This is a genomic window from Nocardia sp. NPDC004582, from assembly GCF_053602115.1.
The window spans coordinates 1-17,173 of record NZ_JBSGCY010000075.1 but is presented as its reverse complement, the minus strand read 5'-3'; the positions used below and the strand labels follow the sequence as shown (position 1 = coordinate 17,173).

The 17,173-nt window shown below is 68.3% G+C and carries 17 protein-coding genes and 1 tRNA gene; 4 read left to right on the top strand and 14 right to left on the bottom strand.

Going from position 1 to position 17,173, the window contains the following annotated elements; translation table 11 throughout:
- Nucleotides 1-72 precede the first annotated feature (72 nt).
- Nucleotides 73-1,263 (bottom strand): branched-chain amino acid ABC transporter substrate-binding protein, encoded by a 1,191-nt coding sequence (locus ACWELJ_RS20735; RefSeq protein WP_452367785.1) that lies wholly within the window; start codon nt 1,261-1,263, stop codon nt 73-75.
- A gap of 271 nt (nt 1,264-1,534) precedes the next feature.
- Nucleotides 1,535-2,158: an ANTAR domain-containing response regulator gene (locus ACWELJ_RS20730; protein ID WP_357097904.1), complete on the bottom strand. Its 624-nt coding sequence runs from the start codon at nt 2,156-2,158 to the stop codon at nt 1,535-1,537.
- 223 nt (nt 2,159-2,381) lie between these two features.
- Between ACWELJ_RS20730 and ACWELJ_RS20725 the strand changes: the two genes are divergently transcribed.
- Nucleotides 2,382-2,468: transfer RNA gene (locus ACWELJ_RS20725), tRNA-Leu, on the top strand.
- A 129-nt stretch (nt 2,469-2,597) separates the two neighbouring features.
- Here ACWELJ_RS20725 and ACWELJ_RS20720 read toward each other — a convergent pair.
- Both ACWELJ_RS20720 and ACWELJ_RS20715 read right to left on the bottom strand, forming a co-directional pair.
- On the bottom strand, nt 2,598-3,353 hold the full coding sequence (locus tag ACWELJ_RS20720) for a ferritin-like domain-containing protein (protein WP_452367770.1): 756 nt from the start codon (nt 3,351-3,353) through the stop codon (nt 2,598-2,600).
- Nucleotides 3,354-3,412: 59 nt separating this feature from the next.
- Nucleotides 3,413-4,894 (bottom strand): NAD-dependent epimerase/dehydratase family protein, encoded by a 1,482-nt coding sequence (locus tag ACWELJ_RS20715; RefSeq protein WP_452367769.1) that lies wholly within the window; start codon nt 4,892-4,894, stop codon nt 3,413-3,415.
- A 205-nt stretch (nt 4,895-5,099) separates the two neighbouring features.
- Here ACWELJ_RS20715 and ACWELJ_RS20710 point away from each other — a divergent pair, with 205 nt between their 5' ends.
- From ACWELJ_RS20710 to ACWELJ_RS20700, 3 genes are all read left to right on the top strand, one after another.
- Complete coding sequence (locus ACWELJ_RS20710) at nt 5,100-5,612, top strand: monooxygenase family protein (protein WP_452367768.1); 513 nt, start codon at nt 5,100-5,102, stop codon at nt 5,610-5,612.
- A 193-nt stretch (nt 5,613-5,805) separates the two neighbouring features.
- Nucleotides 5,806-6,522: an arsenate reductase/protein-tyrosine-phosphatase family protein gene (locus ACWELJ_RS20705; protein WP_452367767.1), complete on the top strand. Its 717-nt coding sequence runs from the start codon at nt 5,806-5,808 to the stop codon at nt 6,520-6,522.
- A gap of 194 nt (nt 6,523-6,716) precedes the next feature.
- Nucleotides 6,717-7,079 (top strand): hypothetical protein, encoded by a 363-nt coding sequence (locus tag ACWELJ_RS20700; protein ID WP_452367766.1) that lies wholly within the window; start codon nt 6,717-6,719, stop codon nt 7,077-7,079.
- A 57-nt stretch (nt 7,080-7,136) separates the two neighbouring features.
- Here ACWELJ_RS20700 and ACWELJ_RS20695 read toward each other — a convergent pair whose 3' ends face one another.
- The 10 genes from ACWELJ_RS20695 to ACWELJ_RS20650 form a co-directional block, all read right to left on the bottom strand.
- Complete coding sequence (locus ACWELJ_RS20695; RefSeq protein ID WP_452367784.1) at nt 7,137-8,048, bottom strand: acyl-CoA thioesterase; 912 nt, start codon at nt 8,046-8,048, stop codon at nt 7,137-7,139.
- Between the two features lie 13 nt (nt 8,049-8,061).
- A complete protein-coding gene (pyk, locus tag ACWELJ_RS20690) occupies nt 8,062-9,486 on the bottom strand; it encodes a pyruvate kinase (protein WP_452367765.1) in 1,425 nt (474 codons plus the stop codon).
- A 90-nt stretch (nt 9,487-9,576) separates the two neighbouring features.
- Nucleotides 9,577-10,245, bottom strand: coding sequence for an amino acid ABC transporter permease (locus ACWELJ_RS20685; RefSeq protein ID WP_452367764.1), 669 nt, complete (start codon nt 10,243-10,245; stop codon nt 9,577-9,579).
- Nucleotides 10,246-10,265: 20 nt separating this feature from the next.
- Nucleotides 10,266-11,021 (bottom strand): transporter substrate-binding domain-containing protein, encoded by a 756-nt coding sequence (locus tag ACWELJ_RS20680; protein WP_452367763.1) that lies wholly within the window; start codon nt 11,019-11,021, stop codon nt 10,266-10,268.
- Nucleotides 11,022-11,212: 191 nt separating this feature from the next.
- Entirely contained in the window at nt 11,213-11,710 is a 498-nt protein-coding gene (locus ACWELJ_RS20675; RefSeq protein WP_452367762.1) for an NINE protein, read from the bottom strand.
- Between the two features lie 191 nt (nt 11,711-11,901).
- Nucleotides 11,902-13,104 (bottom strand): prolipoprotein diacylglyceryl transferase, encoded by a 1,203-nt coding sequence (gene lgt, locus ACWELJ_RS20670; RefSeq protein ID WP_452367761.1) that lies wholly within the window; start codon nt 13,102-13,104, stop codon nt 11,902-11,904.
- A 208-nt stretch (nt 13,105-13,312) separates the two neighbouring features.
- Nucleotides 13,313-14,113: a tryptophan synthase subunit alpha gene (gene trpA, locus ACWELJ_RS20665; RefSeq protein WP_452367760.1), complete on the bottom strand. Its 801-nt coding sequence runs from the start codon at nt 14,111-14,113 to the stop codon at nt 13,313-13,315.
- Entirely contained in the window at nt 14,110-15,396 is a 1,287-nt protein-coding gene (gene trpB, locus ACWELJ_RS20660) for a tryptophan synthase subunit beta (protein WP_452367759.1), read from the bottom strand. The genes trpA and trpB overlap by 4 nt, the downstream gene beginning before the upstream one ends.
- 8 nt (nt 15,397-15,404) lie before the next feature.
- Nucleotides 15,405-16,223, bottom strand: a complete 819-nt coding sequence (gene trpC / locus ACWELJ_RS20655; RefSeq protein WP_452367758.1) for an indole-3-glycerol phosphate synthase TrpC — start codon at nt 16,221-16,223, stop codon at nt 15,405-15,407.
- A gap of 149 nt (nt 16,224-16,372) precedes the next feature.
- Complete coding sequence (locus ACWELJ_RS20650; protein WP_452367783.1) at nt 16,373-17,050, bottom strand: TIGR02234 family membrane protein; 678 nt, start codon at nt 17,048-17,050, stop codon at nt 16,373-16,375.
- Between the last annotated feature and the right edge of the window lie 123 nt (nt 17,051-17,173).

Sequence of the window (17,173 nt, the reverse complement as noted above, 5' to 3'; positions counted from 1 at the left end):
TTTCCGCTGTCGTGGAAAACAGCGTGCGCCGAAACGAAATTCGGCACACGCTGTTCCGATTAACAGTGACCGCTACTTGACCTGATACATCCAGATCAACGCGTTGGCCAATTCACCCGTGGAACCCCACTTGTACTGGCGGGCCAGACCCTGGCCGTCGTAGTTGCGCACGTAATCGACCAGCTCGGGGCGGGTGACCTTACCGGCCTCGATGCCCTTGAGCACGATCGTGGTCAGGTCGTAGCCCTCGGTCGAGTAGGTGCCGGGCTCGTAGTTGTTGAACGCCTTGTAGGCGGAGGCGAACTTGTCCCCGGCCGGACCACACGGGCAGGAGAGCAGCGCGTCCTTGGACTTGCTGCCGGCCTGCTTGGTGAACTCGACGTCCTTGGTGCCATCGTCGGAGATGAAGGTCGCGGTCACGCCGCCGTCGCGCAGCTGGCTCACCAGCGGCGCGGCCTCGGCGTAGTAGCCCGCGTAGAAGATGCCGTCCGGCTTGGCCGATGCCATCTTGGACACGGTCGCCGAGAAGTCCTTCTGCTTCGCCTTCACACTGGCCGCGCAGCTCGGGTCGGCGATCGGACCCAGGCCCTCGGTGACCGTCTTGGCCAGGCCGGTGCCGTAATCCGAGTCGTCCTGGATGACGCAGATCTTCTTGAACTTGCCGGTGCCCCTCAGGTATCCGGCCACGGCCGGGCCCTGGATGCCGTCATTGCCCAGACCGCGGAAGAAGTTGGTCCAGCCGTTGGTGGTGAGGGTGACGTTGGTGGCCGACGGCGTCAGCGACAGCAGGTTGGCCTGGTTCAGGATCGCGCCGGTCGCCTTGGTCTCACCGGAGAAGGTGGGGCCGATCAGCGCCACGATCGACGGATCGCTGACGATGGTCGGAATGACCTGGGTGGCCTTCTGCGGGTCACCCTCGGTGTCGAACTCCTTGACCGAGACCTGGCAGCCGGGGTTGGCCTTGTTGTGCTGGTCCAGCGCCAGCTTCACACCGCGGATGATGTTGAGGCCGAGGTTGGCGTTGTCGCCGGTCAGCGGGCCGGCCATCGCGATGGTCTGCGGGGCGCACTTGCCCTTGCCGTCACCGGCGGGGTCGGCGGCCGCGCTGGAGTCCGTGACCGGGACCTCCTTGCCCTGCGAGTCCACCTGCACCAGGGGCGAAATGGTCAGATTCGACCCGCCTCCGCCCGAATTGTCCGTCGATTTGCTACTGCAGCCGGCACTGCCCAATGCGAGTACGGCCGCGGCCCCGACGACAAGCATCCTGACCGCGCGACTGTGCCGCAGGGTCGACGTGCGCGTCATTGAACCAAGCACGATTCACCTCATGTTCTGTGCGCCCCCGGGGTGACCGAGGAGGGCCGCCCCATCGATCGGCCCGCACAGAAACATAGTCGGGCCACGTTAGGTCCGCATCACATTCGAATCATTCATGTGACATCGCAACTAAAGTGGAACGCCCTGCTGTTACCGCACTGTTAAATTCCTCAGTGCATTAGCGGCAACAACAGGGCGACGTCCCGGCAAATACGACTTACTTCGGCGCGAGGTTCTCCAGCACCACTTCCGCGACCGCCTTCATAGTGGTGCGACGATCCATGGCGGTGCGCTGAATCCACTTGAACGCCTGCGGCTCGGACAGCCCCTGGGTCTGCATGAGCACACCCTTGGCACGCTCCACCAGCTTGCGGGTCTCGAGCCGGTCGGTCAGATTCGCGACCTCGCTCTCCAGCGCGGCGATCTCATGGAATCGCGATGCGGCCAATTCGATGGCCGGTACCAGGTCCGACTTGGTGAACGGCTTCACCAGGTACGCCATCGCCCCCGCGTCGCGTGCCCGCTCGACCAGGTCACGCTGACTGAAGGCGGTCAGGATGACCACCGGCGCAACGCGTTTCGACGCGATCTCGGCCGCCGCGTCGATGCCGTCCCGGCGCGGCATCTTCACATCCATGATCACCAGATCCGGACGCAGCTCCACAGCGAGGTCCACGGCCTGCTGACCGTCACCCGCCTCACCCACCACGTGATAGCCCTCCTCGGAGAGCATCTCCACCAGGTCCATCCGGATGAGCGCCTCGTCCTCGGCAACCACCACCCGCTTGGGGGCGGACGCCGCAGCGTCCTTCTTCGAACCGCCCCCTGCTGTCGTTCCCATAGATGAACCCCTGTCGCTTCCGAAATACCGATACCCGATGCCACCTCGTCTTGCGCCACCCTCACAGGACCAGCACGCACCCGAGTCACCCAAAGAGTACCGTTCACCCGCCCCGACAACCCACGTACCCAGGGCAAACCGACCAGTATCACAACCGTGTCGTCCCCCGACCCCCTCGATTAGTCGGTTCGCACCACCACCCGCTATCATTTCCCTCCGGTGCGCCGAGTTGGCGGAATTGGCAGACGCGACGGTCTCAAAAACCGTTGCCCGGAAGGGCGTGTGGGTTCGATTCCCACACTCGGCACCAAGATCAAGGGCTGGTCCGGCAATCGCCGGACCGGCCCTTTTTGTCTGCGGTCCGCGGCTGTGCTTTGTCTGTGGTCCGCGGGTGTGCGCCGAAGCCCGTGCGGCACTGTCCCTTTGCGGCCGGCCTCGGTCAGTGGAATGTCAGGGCGCGGTGACTTCGCCAACCTTGGCCCGTCTTCGTTCCGCTGAGGGCGGCGGCGCAGATCGGGGCGAAGTGGGCGCGGGCGGCGCGGGCGAATTCGGTTCGGGTGGCGCCCAAGTGGCGCAGGGCGGGGCCGTGGTCGAGGAGGACCACCAGGATGGCGGCGTGCAGGATGGTCCACCAGGCTGCGCGGATGACGGGGCGGAATACCGGTGGGGTGGGGGTGAAGGCCAGGCGCAGGCGGTGGGTGTGGAAGGGGATGTGGCGTTGCTCGTCGGCGAGGATGAGGGCGGCGGTGCGGGTGGTGAGGGGGTCGCGGGCGCCGTCGCGCAGGGTTCGGTAATAGGGGACGGCGATGACCTCGGCGACCGACAGGACCATGAGTTCCAGGCGCAGGCCCAGTCCTCGGCGCAGGCGGACGAAGATCGCGTCGGTCCAGTGCGCGGAGATCGGGTTCTCCCCCGCAGCTTGTAGGAGGTTCGCCAGCAGGCGCGCGTGATTACGTTCCTCCGCGACGAACAGCCGTACCGCCGCAGCATAGACCGGATCGCCCGCGGCGTCGGCCTTGGCGATCAGATGAGCCCCATCACCCGACTCGCCCGCCTGAAACCGCTGAATGCTGCGCACGAGCGCCGGATGCAGCGTCGCCCCACCGGACGCGTCGGGATCGCCCGCGCGAGCCCGGGCCCGCGCCTTGGCCTCGAATTCCGTGGTCCACCGGGTGAATTCAGCAGAGTCGCGCATACGAACCTTCCGATCTCGAATACCGGGGTCTCGACGACCGAGCCTCCCCCGGATCGACTCTAGAAACCGGACGTGCGGACCGGGCGGACACCGGGTGGAGATTCTGTGTCGGCCCGCCAGGTGTCGCCGACGATCCGATCGATCGTGGAATGGATTGGTTTCCAGCCGGTTTCAGCGGTCACCTTGGACGGGTCGACGATCAGGACGGGCGGTTCCGGGGCCGGGGGACGGTGGTCGAGGGCGAGGGACAGACCTGTTGCCCGGCGCACGGCCGCCGCCACCTCGAGGATTGTCGTGCCGTGACCGCTGCCGATGTTGTAGCGGATGGCCGTGCCTGGGCCGGGCGCGTGGTCGAGGCAGGCGACGAACGCGCGGGCCGCGTCGATGATGTGGAGGTAGTCGCGGGTGGCGGTGCCGTCGCCGTTCACGGGCAGGGGTGAATTCTGCGCTGCCGCGGCCAATGCGCGGGGGATCAGCCGGGTCGGGTCGGGGTCCGCGCCGCCGGCGATATTGGAGAGCCGCAGGATCGTCGCCGATAGTTCGCCGGTCCGGGTGGCGGCTTCGATGGCCAGTTCGGCGGCCAGTTTGCTCTGCGCGTACGGGTGCGGCGGGGCGTCGTGGAGGTCTTCGGTCATCGGCTGACGGTCCGGCGTCCCATGGATCGCCACGGTCGAGGCGAAGACGATGGCGCCGACTCCGGTGTCTGCCATGGCCTCGAGCAGGGCGACCGTCGCGGTGACGTTGGCGCGGAGATAGCGGAGAGGCTCGGCGAGGGATTCGCGAGCCCGGGTCAGTCCGGCGAGGTGGCAGACCGCGTCCACGTCTCGTAGCACAGGCGGGAGAGCATCGTCGTCGAGTAGGTCGGCGGTGCGGACCTCGGTGGCGCCCGCGATGGCCGGGCCGGGGGAACGAACCATGGCGATCGGCTCGTGACCTGCCGCGTGGAGTGCGGCGACGACGGCACGGCCGAGGTAGCCGTTGGCTCCGGTGACGAGTACGCGCACCGGGTCATTCTGACAGGGCGAGGGAGACCGGTCGGGATTGATCTGAGTGAAGCGGTGTCGCGGGGATGGTGCGTCGCGCATGATCGGTGAGCCGTGATCGACACAGCAGTATGGAGGGCGCATGCGAATCCGGATGACCTCGACGGCGAGAGCCGGATGGGCCAGGATCGGCGCGGGGGTGGTGTTGGCCGCGCTGGTGGGAGGATGCGGGGCCCAGACCGATGGGCACGCGGTGCCGGAGGCGGCACCGACGGCGGTGGGCACGACCGCGCGGGATACCTCGAGCACCACGAACGCGGCCAAGACGACCGCGAAGGCGGCCGACGGACTGCCCGCGGCGGCGAACGGGACCGATCTCGGGGCCTGCGCGAAGGGCAACTGCGAGATCCGGGTGGACGGGCCGACCACGATTCCGGTTCCGGGCTTCTCGCGGATCGGGGGCAGCGTGCGGATCGGGGAGATCAGCGCGTTGTCGACCACGGCGTCCACGACCGTATTCGGGTTGCCGGTATCGGGATCCACCGGCGCCGGCGGCACGATTTTCCTCAATGGCCTGACCGTGAAGATAGTTGCCGTCCAGGGCAGCTCGGCGGTGCTGCGGTTGAGCACGGCCTAGCCCGCGGGCCAGGCCGATGACTCGGGAAACAGCCGTAGACTCGGGAAACAATGGGCCGCGTTTCGAACCGCGAGCACGGGAGTGACGTAGACCCGCACAGATCACCGAGTAGTGCGGAGGCCACGAATGCCGGTGAAGAGGATGACCGCGGACCTATCCGATTACCCGGACCTGGTCGTGATCCTGCTCGGTATGCGCGTGCACAAGCCGCGGGGAATGCTGCGATTACTGGGAATCGGACCGAAGCTGTACAAATCCCATCACGATCGGCCCGACGGGCTGTTGTCGCACGAGGATGTGGTGTGGTCGATGTGGCCGCCGCATTGGGGCGCCCGGCAGTACTGGCGCGACCTCGACAGCCTGGAACGCTGGACCCGCTCGGAGCCGCATCGCGAGTGGTGGCAGCGGTTCCTGCGCGATTCCGGCGGCACCGGATTCTGGCACGAGGCCTATTTCGCCAGGGGCGGAATCGATTCCGTCTACGACGATATGGCCGCACCCTCCGGACTGGGCCGATTCGCGCCCACGGTGCCTGCCCGCGGACGGCTGTTCTCCACTCGCGGCCGCACCCGGGGCGGTGCACCCGAAATCGCGCCCGTGGTAACGGAATCCACGTTGTACGGCACGACCGATAAATAATCGTCCAGCTATTGATTCGGCGTGCGCGAAAAGGCAAGATCGTCGACGGCGCGTTGGCCCGCCGGTCACTCCGGTAAACACCCGCCGACAACAGGTGAGCGACATCCGGCCACCGTATGAACAATGCGGTTGAAACGTGTGATCCGGTCACAGAACTGTTTCGAATCGACAACGGCGGGCATAGGTTGTCCGCATGCACGTCCTGTTCGTCTGCAGCGGAAATGTTTGCCGATCCGTCATCGCCGAACGCCTCACCCTGGCGGTGGCCGCCGACCACGGACTACAAGAGCTCACCGCCGAGAGCGCGGGCGTGCGCGCCCTGGTCGGCTTCCCGGTGGAACCCCTGGCCGCACAGACGATTACCGGACTCGGCGGTGACGCCGCCAACTTCAAGGCCCGCCGCCTCAAGGCCGAGATGGTGCACCGCGCCGACCTGGTGCTCACCATGACCGAGAAGATCCGCGACCAGGTCCGCGACCTCGTGCCCGCGGCGCTCCCCCGCACCTTCACCCTGCTCGAGGCGTACCGGATCGCGAAGGTCAGCGGCGCCCGCACCGTGGTCGGCCTGCACGCCGCGCGCGACGACCTGGCCTATGTCGGCCGCGAGAACATCGCCGACCCGGTCGGCCTGTCCCCGCAACAGTATTGCGATGTCGGCGACAAGATCGCCGAGGCGCTGGTCCCGCTGCTGCTGGCGATGCACGCGCATCAGCATCCGCAGGCCACGCTGCGCCCGCGCAGCGCCGCCGACGGCCAGCCGCCGCTGCTGGTGATCGACGGCGGACGCGGCGAAGCGGTCAGACGCCCCGAATCACCCAGAACGGCAGCGCAATCTCCGCGGCCGGCCGCGCAATCGCCCCATCCGGCGGCGCAGCGCCCGGCCCGCCGCGCGGCGGAATCCACCGGATAGCAGGCGATCCCGGCATACCGGCCGGTCGGAGTCCGCGTGTCAATACACCTTGCTGCCGCGATGGTCCGGTAAGGGATTACACTCTCGCGCGGAACACTTATCCGTTCCGCCGAACGCCACTGCCGGTGGTTCGACACAAGAACAGGACCAAGGACATGCCGAAGCGAATTTCGGATGTTTCGCTCCATGTTTACGTGACACCTCAAACCCTGCGCCACGTCACCGAGACGGTGTGCCGGGTGGTCGATGAATACGTCGCCGATCGAGATATCTTCGCGTGGCGCTTCACCCTCCCGGTGGAGTGCGACGACCCCGCCCACACGGTGCTCGAAACCCAGTGGCGGCTGGATCATCCCGCCGCCGAGCCGGGCGAGCGCCGCACCTACGAGATCGCGCTCAGCCTCGTCGGGGAAGCGCGCCAGCTCACCAAGGCGGGCATCGCCAAACTGGAGCAGCGACTGCTGCTGGAGCTCTCCGCGGGCGAGCCGATCCCCTACATCGTGCACGCCCTGCAGCGCGAGAACTTCGATCTGGAAGAGAATCGGGAACTGATCTGACCCGGACCTGACAAACGGGCCGCACCCCCAAGGGGGTGCGGCCCGTTCTCGCAGGTCTCAGCGGCGCGCCGGGAAGTGGCGGATCACGCCTTCCTGAACGGTCGTCGCCAGCAGGTCGCCGTTGCGGCCGTAGAAGTGCCCGCGGGCCAGGCCGCGCGAGCCCGCCGCCACCGGCGACTCGGTCGCGTAGAGCGACCAGTCGTCGAAGCGGAAGGGCCGGTGGAACCAGATGGAGTGGTTCACCGTGGCCGCGATGATGCGGTCCCAGCCCCACGACAGGCCGTGCGTGGTGATGATCGAGTCCAGCACCGTGGTGTCGGACGAATACGCCAGCGCCGCAACGTGAATCAGCGGATCGTCGGGCAGCGCGCCGTCGGTGCGCATCCAGACCCGGTTGTGGCCGAGGCTCTCGCCCTTGCCCTTGAGGACCCAGGCCGGGTCGTTGGTGTAGCGCATCTCGATGGGATGCGGCGCGTCCACGAACATCTGGAGTTTGTCCTCCATGCCCGCGAACGACTCCTCCACGCGCGGAAGGCCTTCCGGCCCCGGCACATCGGGCAGGGGCGTGCCGTGCTCGAGCCCCTTGCCCCAGTCCTGGAAGGCCGCGAGCATGACGAACAGCTCCTGCCCGTCCTGGTACGCGGTGACCGTGCGGTTGGCGATGGAGCGGCCGTCGCGATGCCGATCGACGTGGTATTCGATCGGCTGCTTCGGGTCGCCGCCGCGCACGAAGTGCGCGTTCACCGCGTGGATCGGGCGCTCCGGTCCCACGGTCCGGCCCGCGGCGATGATCGCCTGCGCGACCAGCTGGCCGCCGAACGTGCGGCTCCACACCTTCTCGGGGTGATGTCCGAGGAAGATGTCGGGGCCGTTCTCCTCGAGATCGAGCAGACGCAGCAGCACCCGCAGATCATCCGATAGCCCGGCCCCCTCGGGGTCCGCGACGACGTCCGTAGACGTCTCGTCCAGCGACGCACTCAAATTAGTGGTCCTCCTCGCCGATGCGATGCACGTGGATCAGGTTGGTGGACCCGACAGTACCCGGCGGGGAGCCGGCCACGATGACCACGAGATCACCCTTGGCGTAGCGCCCGATCGACAGCAGCGCGTTGTCGACCTGGTGGATCATCTCGTCGGTCGTGCCCACCGGAGGAACGATGAACGTTTCCACGCCCCACGTCAAGGCCAGCTGACTGCGAATCGCGGACTGCGGGGTGAACGCCAGCAGCGGCAGCGGGGTGTGCAGGCGGGCCAGGCGGCGCACCGTGTCACCGGACTGCGTGAACGCCACCAGCGCTTTGGCATTCAACCGCTCGCCGATGTCGCGGGCGGCGTAGGAGATGACGCCGCGCTTGGTCCGCGGCACATGGGTCAGCGGCGGCACCCGGGTCGAGGACTCCGATTCCACCGCGTGCACGATGCGGGCCATGGTCCGCACCGCCTCGATCGGGTAGTCGCCGACCGAGGTCTCACCCGAGAGCATGACCGCGTCCGCGCCGTCGAGCACGGCGTTGGCCACGTCGGAGGCCTCGGCGCGGGTCGGGCGCGAGTTGGTGATCATGGATTCCAGCATCTGGGTGGCCACGATGACCGGCTTGGCGTTCTCGCGCGCCATCTGCACCGCGCGCTTCTGCACCAGCGGCACCTGCTCGAGCGGCAGCTCCACGCCGAGGTCGCCACGGGCGACCATGATGGCGTCGAAGGCCAGCACGATGGCTTCCAGATTATCGATGGCTTCGGGCTTTTCGAGCTTGCCGATGACCGGCACGCGGCGGCCCACCCGGTCCATGATGTCGTGCACCAGCTCCACGTCGGAGGGCGAGCGCACGAAGGACAGCGCGATGAAGTCGACGCCCAGTTTCAGGGCGAATTCCAGGTCGTCGATGTCCTTCTCGGACAGCGCGGGCACGGACACGTCCATGCCGGGCAGCGAGACGCCCTTGTTGTTGGAGACGGGGCCGCCCTCGGTGACCGTGCAGACCACGTCATTGTTCTCGACGCGCAGCACGGTCAGCCCGACCTTGCCGTCGTCCACGAGCAGTCGGTCGCCGGGCTTGGCGTCCTTGGCCAGGTGCTTGTAGGTGGTGGAGACCCGGTCGTGATTGCCGATCATGTCGTCGACGGTGATCCGGACTTCCTCGCCGGTGTTCCACACCGTTTTGCCGTCGCCCTCGAACCGGCCCAGCCGGATCTTGGGGCCCTGCAGGTCGGCGAGGATGCCGACCGCGCGACCGGCGGTATCGCTGGCCGCGCGCACCTTCTTGTAGTTCTCGGCATGATCGGAGTGCTCGCCGTGGCTGAAGTTCAGGCGCGCAACGTCCATGCCACTTTCGACGAGCTCACGAATCCGGTCCTCGGATGACACCGCGGGTCCGAGGGTGCACACAATCTTCGTTCGTCGCATCACGCGTTCAACCCTAGACCTGTGGTAAGGCTCATGCCGACCCCGGCACACACATATACGGTTCTTGTAAGCACCCGTTCAGCTATCACCGGGTCACCGAGCGACGTGCCTGGCCAGACGGGTCTCCAGATGGGTTTGCGCGAATCCGAGTACCAGGCAGATAACCCAGTAGTAGATGGCGGCGACCCCGTAGAGGGCGAAGAAGTCGAAGGTGGGCGCGGCGGCCATCTGCGCGGTGCGCAGCAATTCGGTGACCAGGATGGTCGACGCCAGCGAGGTGTCCTTCACCAGCGAGATCAGCGTGTTGGACAGCGGGGGCACCGCGATGCGGGAGGCCTGGGGCAGGATCACCAGGCGCAGCGCCTGGGCATAGTTCATGCCGACCGAGTACGACGCCTCCCACTGGCCGTGGGCGACCGAAAGGATCGCGGCCCGAATGATTTCCGCCGCGTAGCCGCCGACATTGAGGCTGAACGCGATGACCGCCGCCGGGAACGGCTCCAGCACGATACCGAACGCCGGCAGGCCGAAGAAGATGATGAACAGCTGCACCAGCAGCGGCGTGCCGCGAATGATCGAGATGTACACGCGTGCGACCGCCGACAGCGGCCACACGCTCGACATCCGCGCCAGCGCCACGAACAACGCGATCACCAGCCCGATCAGAAAACTGATCGCGGTCAGCGGCAGCGTCTTGTTCACCGTGGCCTCGAGCATGGGCCACAGGTTGTGCCGGATCAGCGCCCAGGTGGCGTCATCCATGTCGAAATGCCCCGCGCCGCTTACTTGCTGACGTCGGTGCCGAAGTACTTCTCGGAGATCTTGGCCAGGGTGCCGTCGGCGCGCAGCTCGTCGAGGGCCTTGTTCACCTGATCGGTGAGGGCCTGGGAGTCCTTGCGGGCGGCGAAGGCCTGCTTGGAGGTCTCCCCCGTCTTCCCGGCGACCTGCACGGTGCCCGCGCCCTGCTGTTTGGCATAGGCGTTCACCGCGAGGGTGTCGTTGACGGTGGCGTCGGCGCGGCCGGTCTTGAGCAGCTGCACGGCCTCCACGAAGCCGGGGATGGCCTCGACCTTGCAGCCCGCGCCGCGCGCGACCTCGGCCCAGTTGCTGGTCTCGGACTGGGCGCAGGTCTTGCCGGACAGGTCGGTGAGGGCGTGGATGCCCCCGTTGCCGGTCTTGGTGACGATGACGCCCTCGGAGACCGTGTAGGGGTTCGACAGCGAATACTTCTGCTCGCGTTCGGGTTTGACGGTCACCTGATTGGCGATCAGGTCCACGCGCTTGGATTCCAGGGCGGCGAACAGCGAGTCCCAGGGCGCGGTGGTGAATTCGACCTTCTTGCCGAGCTTGTCGCCGACGGCCTTGATCACGTCGACGTCGTAGCCGGTGAGGCTGCCGTTGTCCTGGTAGGTGAAGGGAGAGTAGTTGCCCTCGGTGCCCACCTTCAGGGTGTTCGCGTCGTCCTTGCCGGAGCTGCAGGCGACGAGCCCGGCTGCGGCGACGACGGCGAGCAGGGCGGCGGCTAGCTTGTGGCGCACGGCGGGGACCTCTCCTCGGGCGTGTCGGTGGACACGCGATAAACAACCGACAAAGGGTACGCCGCGGACCGACCAGGCGGCACGGCAACCATCACGATGCGCGAAAAGCTGGATCCGGCTCAGGCCCGATGATAAGCGCGGACGGCCGCCACCCGGTCGAGTGGCGGCCGCCGAAGTCTGGAGTGTCGCGATCAGTCCCTCAGCGGTCGACCCTGGAGGTCGGGCACCTTGCCGGTGAGGATCATGATGCCGTCGATCAGGGCCCAGATGCCGCAGCCGCCACAGGTGACCAGCTGCAGGACTCCGATCGTGGTGTAGCCCAGGTAGAACCGGCCGACGCCGAAGCTGCCCACGAGCAGCTGCAGCAGGCCCGCGGTCAGCTTGCTCTTGTCCGACAACGGAACTCCGAACGCGTCCCGGCCGTACGGGGCCTCCGGGTCGCCACCGTAGGGCCCGTAGGGGCCGGGCGCGCCGAACTGCTGTGGCTGGCCGTAGGGCTGGGCCGGCTGCGCGAACTGCTGCGGCTGACCGTAGGGCTGCCCCGGCTGGCCGAACTGCGGCTGGCCGAATTGCGGGTCGGGCTGCGCGAATTGCTGATCCGGATAGGGCTGCCCGTACTGCGGGCCGGTGCCGGGCGCGCCGTACTGCGGGCCGTCCTGCGGCGGCTGTTTCTGGAAGGGGTCGGTCACTCGCGTCCTCCTGCGTCGCGGACCGCCCCCCGGGTGGAACGGCCCCATCACTGCCGAACCCGCGCGGCACCGGAGCCGGCGGGTTCGCAGGAATTATCGCGCAGCGTCGCGGATTCGTTGCCGGGCGTGCCGGATTCGACCACTGCCCAGCGATGAGCCCGGCGATGACCTGCCGCTCGGCGCGCCGACGATCAGGCGTCGCCCGCTTTATCCGCCTTGTCGGCGGTGTCGGAATTCTTCGCGGCCGTTACCTTCTCGGTCGTCACAGCCGCGTCAGCCTTCTCCGTGGAGTCAGCCTTCTCCGTGGAGTCGGACTTCTCGGTGGAGTCGGAGTCCGCCCCGGCATCGGCCGACGCCTCGGAGTCGTTCCGCTCCGCGCTATCCGGCTCCGCGGGCCCGGAATCCGACGCGCCGCCCTCGGTCTTCGGCTCCGATACCGCGCCGTCGGCGCCGGCCGCACCGTAGGCGCGCACCGCGGCGAACTGCCACGGCCAGGGGCGTTCCGCGCCCGCGCGCACCTGCGCGGGAGTCTCGCGGCCCTTGGTGGCGAGCAGGAAATAGGCCACGGCGCAGACGAATACGATCGCCGAGGTGAACGTGTTCACGCGCAGGCCCAGGATGTGGGTGGCCTCGTCGTCGCGCAGCAGTTCCACGAAGAACCGGCCGAAGCAGTAGATGGCCACGTACAGCGCGAACAGGCGGCCGTGGCCGATGCGGAACTTGCGGTCCACGTAGAGCAGGATCGCGACGCCGAGCAGGTTCCACAGCAGCTCGTAGAGGAAGGTCGGCTGCACGACGTGCACCACCACGCCGTTGGAGACGCCGTTCATCGGATCGGAGCCGCCGTTGGCGTCGAAGCGGTCGAAGATCTCCAGACCCCACGGGAGGGTGGTCTGGCGGCCGAAGAGCTCCTGGTTGAAGTAGTTGCCCAGGCGTCCGATGGCCTGCGCCAGCAGCACGCCCGGCGCGATGGCGTCACCGAAGGCGGGCAAGGGGATTCGATAGTGGCGGCAGCCGATCCAGGCGCCGAACGCGCCCAGCAGCACCGCGCCCCAGATACCGAGCCCACCCTGCCAGATGGCCCACCAGTGGGCGTCGGGCTTGCGGTGCGGGCCGAAGTACTTCTCCCAGTCGGTGGCCACGTGGTAGAGCCGGCCGCCGATCAGGCCCAGCGGCACCGCGAACATGGCGATGTCGAGCACCGCGCCGGACTCGCCGCCACGGGCCACCCACCGCTTCTCGCCCAGCCAGATGGCCACGACGATGCCGATGATGATGCAGATCGCGTAGGCGCGCAGCGGGAACGGCCCGAGGTACCAGACGCCGCGCGGCGGGCTGGGAATATAGGCCAGGACATCGGCGCCGGTGCTCTCGGCAAGGGCTCGTATGGTCACGAGTCCCCACGGTATCTGATTGCCTCCGCTTCGCTACGGCCGGTTCGCGGCCCTGGAGGTCTCGTTCTTCCCTCCCTCCGCTCCTCCGCTTCGCTCCGTCGCTCCACTCAGTCCAGAACGAGACGGGCCGCGAACCACTGGGTGGTCCGCGGCCAAAAAGAAAGGTGTATACCGATTTCGGTACACACCTTTCGAGAAGGTCCTTCGGCTAGGAGGCGACCGTCGCCGAGCGGACGCCCTGTGCCAGTTCCTCGGTCAGCGCCCGGATCGCGTCCAGGCCCTGCGCCGCCGCCGACACCAGGGCCGAGCCCACGATGACACCGTCGGCGTAGGAGGCGATCTCGGCGGCCTGCGCGCCGCTGCGCACACCCAGGCCGACGCCGATCGGGATGTCGGAGTGGGCGCGGATGCGGGCGCACAGCGCCGGAGCCATCGACGACACCGCGTCACGCGCGCCGGTGACGCCCATGGTGGAGGCCGCGTACACGAAGCCCTTCGAGGCCTCGAGGGTCTTGACCAGACGCTCCTCGGTGGAGGACGGCGCGACCAGGAAGATGCGGTCCAGATTGTGGGTGGAGGACGCCACGAACCAGTCGTCGGCCTCCTCCGGAATCAGGTTGGGGGTGATCAGGCCCAGACCGCCGGCCGCCGCGAGATCGCGGGAGAAGCTGTCCACGCCGTACTTGAGCACCGGATTCCAGTAGGTCATGACGACGGCCTTGCCGCCGGCCTGGGAGATGGCCTCCACGACCTTGAACACGTCGCGCACCCGCACCCCACCGGCCAGGGCCTGCTCGGCGGCGCGCTGGATGGTGGGGCCGTCCATCACCGGGTCGGAGTAGGCGACGCCGACTTCGATGATGTCGCAACCGGATTCGACCATCGCCTTGCAGGCGTCGATCGAGCCCTGCACATCGGGGTAGCCCGCGGGCAGGTAGCCGATGAGCGCGGCGCGGTTCTCCTCGCGGCAGGCCGCGAAGGTGTTGGCGAGACGGGACTGCTGGCTCACTTGTCGTCCCCCTCGGGCTTGTCGAACAGCCCGAACCACTGGGCGGCGGTGTCCATGTCCTTGTCGCCGCGGCCGGACAGGTTCACGACGATGATCTTCTCCGGGCCCAGCTCCTGGCCGAGCTTGATCGCACCCGCGACCGCGTGCGCGGACTCGATGGCCGGGATGATGCCCTCGGCGCGGGACAGCAGCATGAGCGCGTCCATGGCCTCGGTATCGGTGATCGGGTAGTACTCGGCGCGCCCGGTGTCCTTGAGGTAGGCGTGCTCCGGGCCGACGCCCGGGTAGTCCAGACCCGCGGAGATGGAATGCGATTCGATGGTCTGCCCGTCCTCGTCCTGCAGCAGGTACGAGTACGCGCCCTGGAAGGCGCCCGGGGTGCCGCCGGTGAACGTGGCGGCGTGCCGGCCGGTTTCGACGCCGTCGCCGGCGGCCTCGTAGCCGATCAGGCGCACGCCCGGATCGTCGATGAAGGCGTGGAAGATGCCGATCGCGTTGGAACCGCCACCGACACAGGCGGTTACCGCGTCCGGCAGCCGGCCGGTGTGGGCCTGGATCTGCTGGCGCGCCTCCAAGCCGACGACGCGCTGGAAGTCGCGCACCATGAGCGGGAACGGGTGCGGGCCCGCGGCGGTGCCGAAGCAGTAGTAGGTCTGCTCGGCATTGGTGACCCAGTCGCGCAGCGCCTCGTTGATGGCGTCCTTGAGGGTCTGCGAACCCGTTGTCACGCTGATGACTTCGGCGCCGAGCAGGCGCATGCGGGCCACGTTCAGCTGCTGGCGCACGGTGTCGACCGCGCCCATGTAGATGACGCACTCGATGCCCAGCAGCGCGCACGCGGTGGCGGTGGCGACACCGTGCTGGCCCGCGCCGGTCTCGGCGATGACGCGGGTCTTGTTCATGCGCTTGGCCAGCAGCACCTGCCCGAGCACATTGTTGATTTTGTGAGAACCGGTGTGGTTCAGGTCTTCCCGCTTCAGGAAGATGCGCGCGCCACCGGCGTGCCGCGCCAGGTTCTTGCATTCGAACACCGGCGAGGGACGCCCGGTGTAGTCGCGCTGCAGGCGGTCGAGCTCGTCGAGGAAGTTCGGGTCCACCCGGCACTTGTCGTATTCGGCGGTGACCTCTTCGATCACGGCCATCAGCGCCTCGGGCACGTGGCGGCCGCCGTACACGCCGAAGTGGCCGCCCACGTCGGGCTCGTGGCTCTTGTGCGCGATGCCGTCACTGGCCTGCGGGAGGCCGAGAGTGTTCTTGCCGGACAGCTTTTCGGTCTGAGTCATCGCTTCTTTCACCGTCCCCGGCGAACCGGTTTCGGGCAGGACGGGTGGGTTCCGGCGGTCACCAGCTCGGCCACCGCGGCGCGCGGGTCGCCGCTGGTCACCAGGCCCTCGCCGACGAGCACGGCGTCCGCGCCCGCACCGGCGTAGGCCAGCAGGTCGGCGGTGCCGCGAATGCCGGACTCGGCCACGCGGATCACTTCACTGGGCAGGCCGGGGGCGATGCGCGCGAACACATCCCGGTCCACCTCGAGGGTCTTGAGGTTGCGGGCGTTCACGCCGATCACCGACGCACCGGCCTCGAGGGCGCGGTCGGCCTCCTCCTCGGTGTGGACCTCGACCAGCGCGGTCATGCCCAGCGATTCGGTGCGGTCGATCAGCGAGGACAGCACGTCCTGCTCGAGGGCGGCCACGATCAGCAGGATCACGTCCGCGCCGTGCGCGCGGGCCTCGTGGATCTGGTACGGGCCGACGATGAAGTCCTTGCGCAGGACCGGGATGTCGACCGCGGCGCGGACCGCGTCCAGGTCGGCCAGCGAACCGCCGAAGCGGCGCTGCTCGGTGAGCACGCTGATGATCCGGGCGCCGCCGTCCTCGTAGGCGCGGGCCAGGTCGGCGGGGTTGGGGATGTCGGCGAGCGCGCCCTTGGAGGGGCTGGCCCGCTTCACCTCGGCGATGACGCCGATGCCCTCGGCGTGCAGGGCGGCCTTGGCGTCACGCGGGGAACGCGCCGCCGCGGCGGCCGCTTTCACGGCCTGGAAATCCAGAAGGGCTTCCCGTGCGGCCACATCCGCACGGACCCCGTCGAGAATCGAGTCGAGTACCGTCATCTGGCTCGAATCCTTTCTGGGGAGACGGACTTGCTGCCTGAGAATCCCCCCAGGCGCTGTCTCACCGCTGCTGATAAAGAGTAAATGGCTATGTTCCCGGTCTTGACGGCGGGGCTGGAAGCGGCGACGATGCAGCCTCCCGACCCAGCTCAGTGGCGGTCCTCGCGCGCACTCCCGGAATCCGGATCGTCGTGCGCGGCAGAGTGATTGGCGGAGTCGTCGGTCGGATCCAGGCCCTCGTCGAGCGCGTCCCACAGCACGCGGCCCGACAACTGCTCCTTCGGCGGCGGCTGTGACCCGGATTCCGCGGGTCCCCGGTCGGCGTGATGCTGGGCAACCTGTTCGGCCGCCGCGGACTTCCGCACGGCCGGGCTGTCGTACTTGCCCGACATGCCGGCCGTCTCGCGGGGCATGCGCACCAGCAGCAGCCCGGCCGCGAACGCGGCCACCGCCCCGGCCAGCGTCAGCACGGCCGGCAGCGACGAGGTGGTCACGGTCGCGGGGTGCTCCCAGGCCCGCAGTTCGGCCAGCCGGGCGGCCCGGTCACCGGTCCTGCCCTTGTTGACCAGCAGCGCGTACGCGGGCACCGCGGCCACCGCGGCGAGCACCGCCACCACCACGCCCACGCCGCGCCGCCACCAGCCGTGCGTGGCGAACACCGCCGCGATGGTGGCCAGCAGCACCAGCGCCAGCGGGGTCAGCGCCCCGAACCAGGTGCTGCCATTGAGGTGGGCGGTGCGCGGCGGGCCGAGCTCGCTGGTCACCTCGAGGGTCACCCAGGTCATGCGCGAGGACGCCCACAGCAGCGCGGCCGCGACGGCCAGCAGGGCGATCGCCGCGAACGGGCGGGGGCGCTTGCGCTCGGCGACCGCGGCGGACGCATCGGCCTCGGCGTGCCGGGCGTCGGCTCGGGCCGCGCGAACGTCCGCCTCGGCTGCCCGGGTGTCGGC

What these genes read in the sequence shown, in the direction of transcription:
- ACWELJ_RS20720 (WP_452367770.1), bottom strand. Translation starts at nt 3,353, where the DNA reads ATGCGCGACTCTGCTGAATTCACCCGGTGGACCACGGAATTCGAGGCC.
- ACWELJ_RS20685 (WP_452367764.1), bottom strand. Translation starts at nt 10,245, where the DNA reads ATGGATGACGCCACCTGGGCGCTGATCCGGCACAACCTGTGGCCCATG.
- ACWELJ_RS20735 (WP_452367785.1), bottom strand. Translation starts at nt 1,263, where the DNA reads ATGCTTGTCGTCGGGGCCGCGGCCGTACTCGCATTGGGCAGTGCCGGC.
- ACWELJ_RS20730 (WP_357097904.1), bottom strand. Translation starts at nt 2,158, where the DNA reads ATGGGAACGACAGCAGGGGGCGGTTCGAAGAAGGACGCTGCGGCGTCC.
- ACWELJ_RS20705 (WP_452367767.1), top strand. Translation starts at nt 5,806, where the DNA reads ATGCACGTCCTGTTCGTCTGCAGCGGAAATGTTTGCCGATCCGTCATC.
- ACWELJ_RS20710 (WP_452367768.1), top strand. Translation starts at nt 5,100, where the DNA reads ATGCCGGTGAAGAGGATGACCGCGGACCTATCCGATTACCCGGACCTG.
- trpB (WP_452367759.1), bottom strand. Translation starts at nt 15,396, where the DNA reads ATGACTCAGACCGAAAAGCTGTCCGGCAAGAACACTCTCGGCCTCCCG.
- trpC (WP_452367758.1), bottom strand. Translation starts at nt 16,223, where the DNA reads ATGACGGTACTCGACTCGATTCTCGACGGGGTCCGTGCGGATGTGGCC.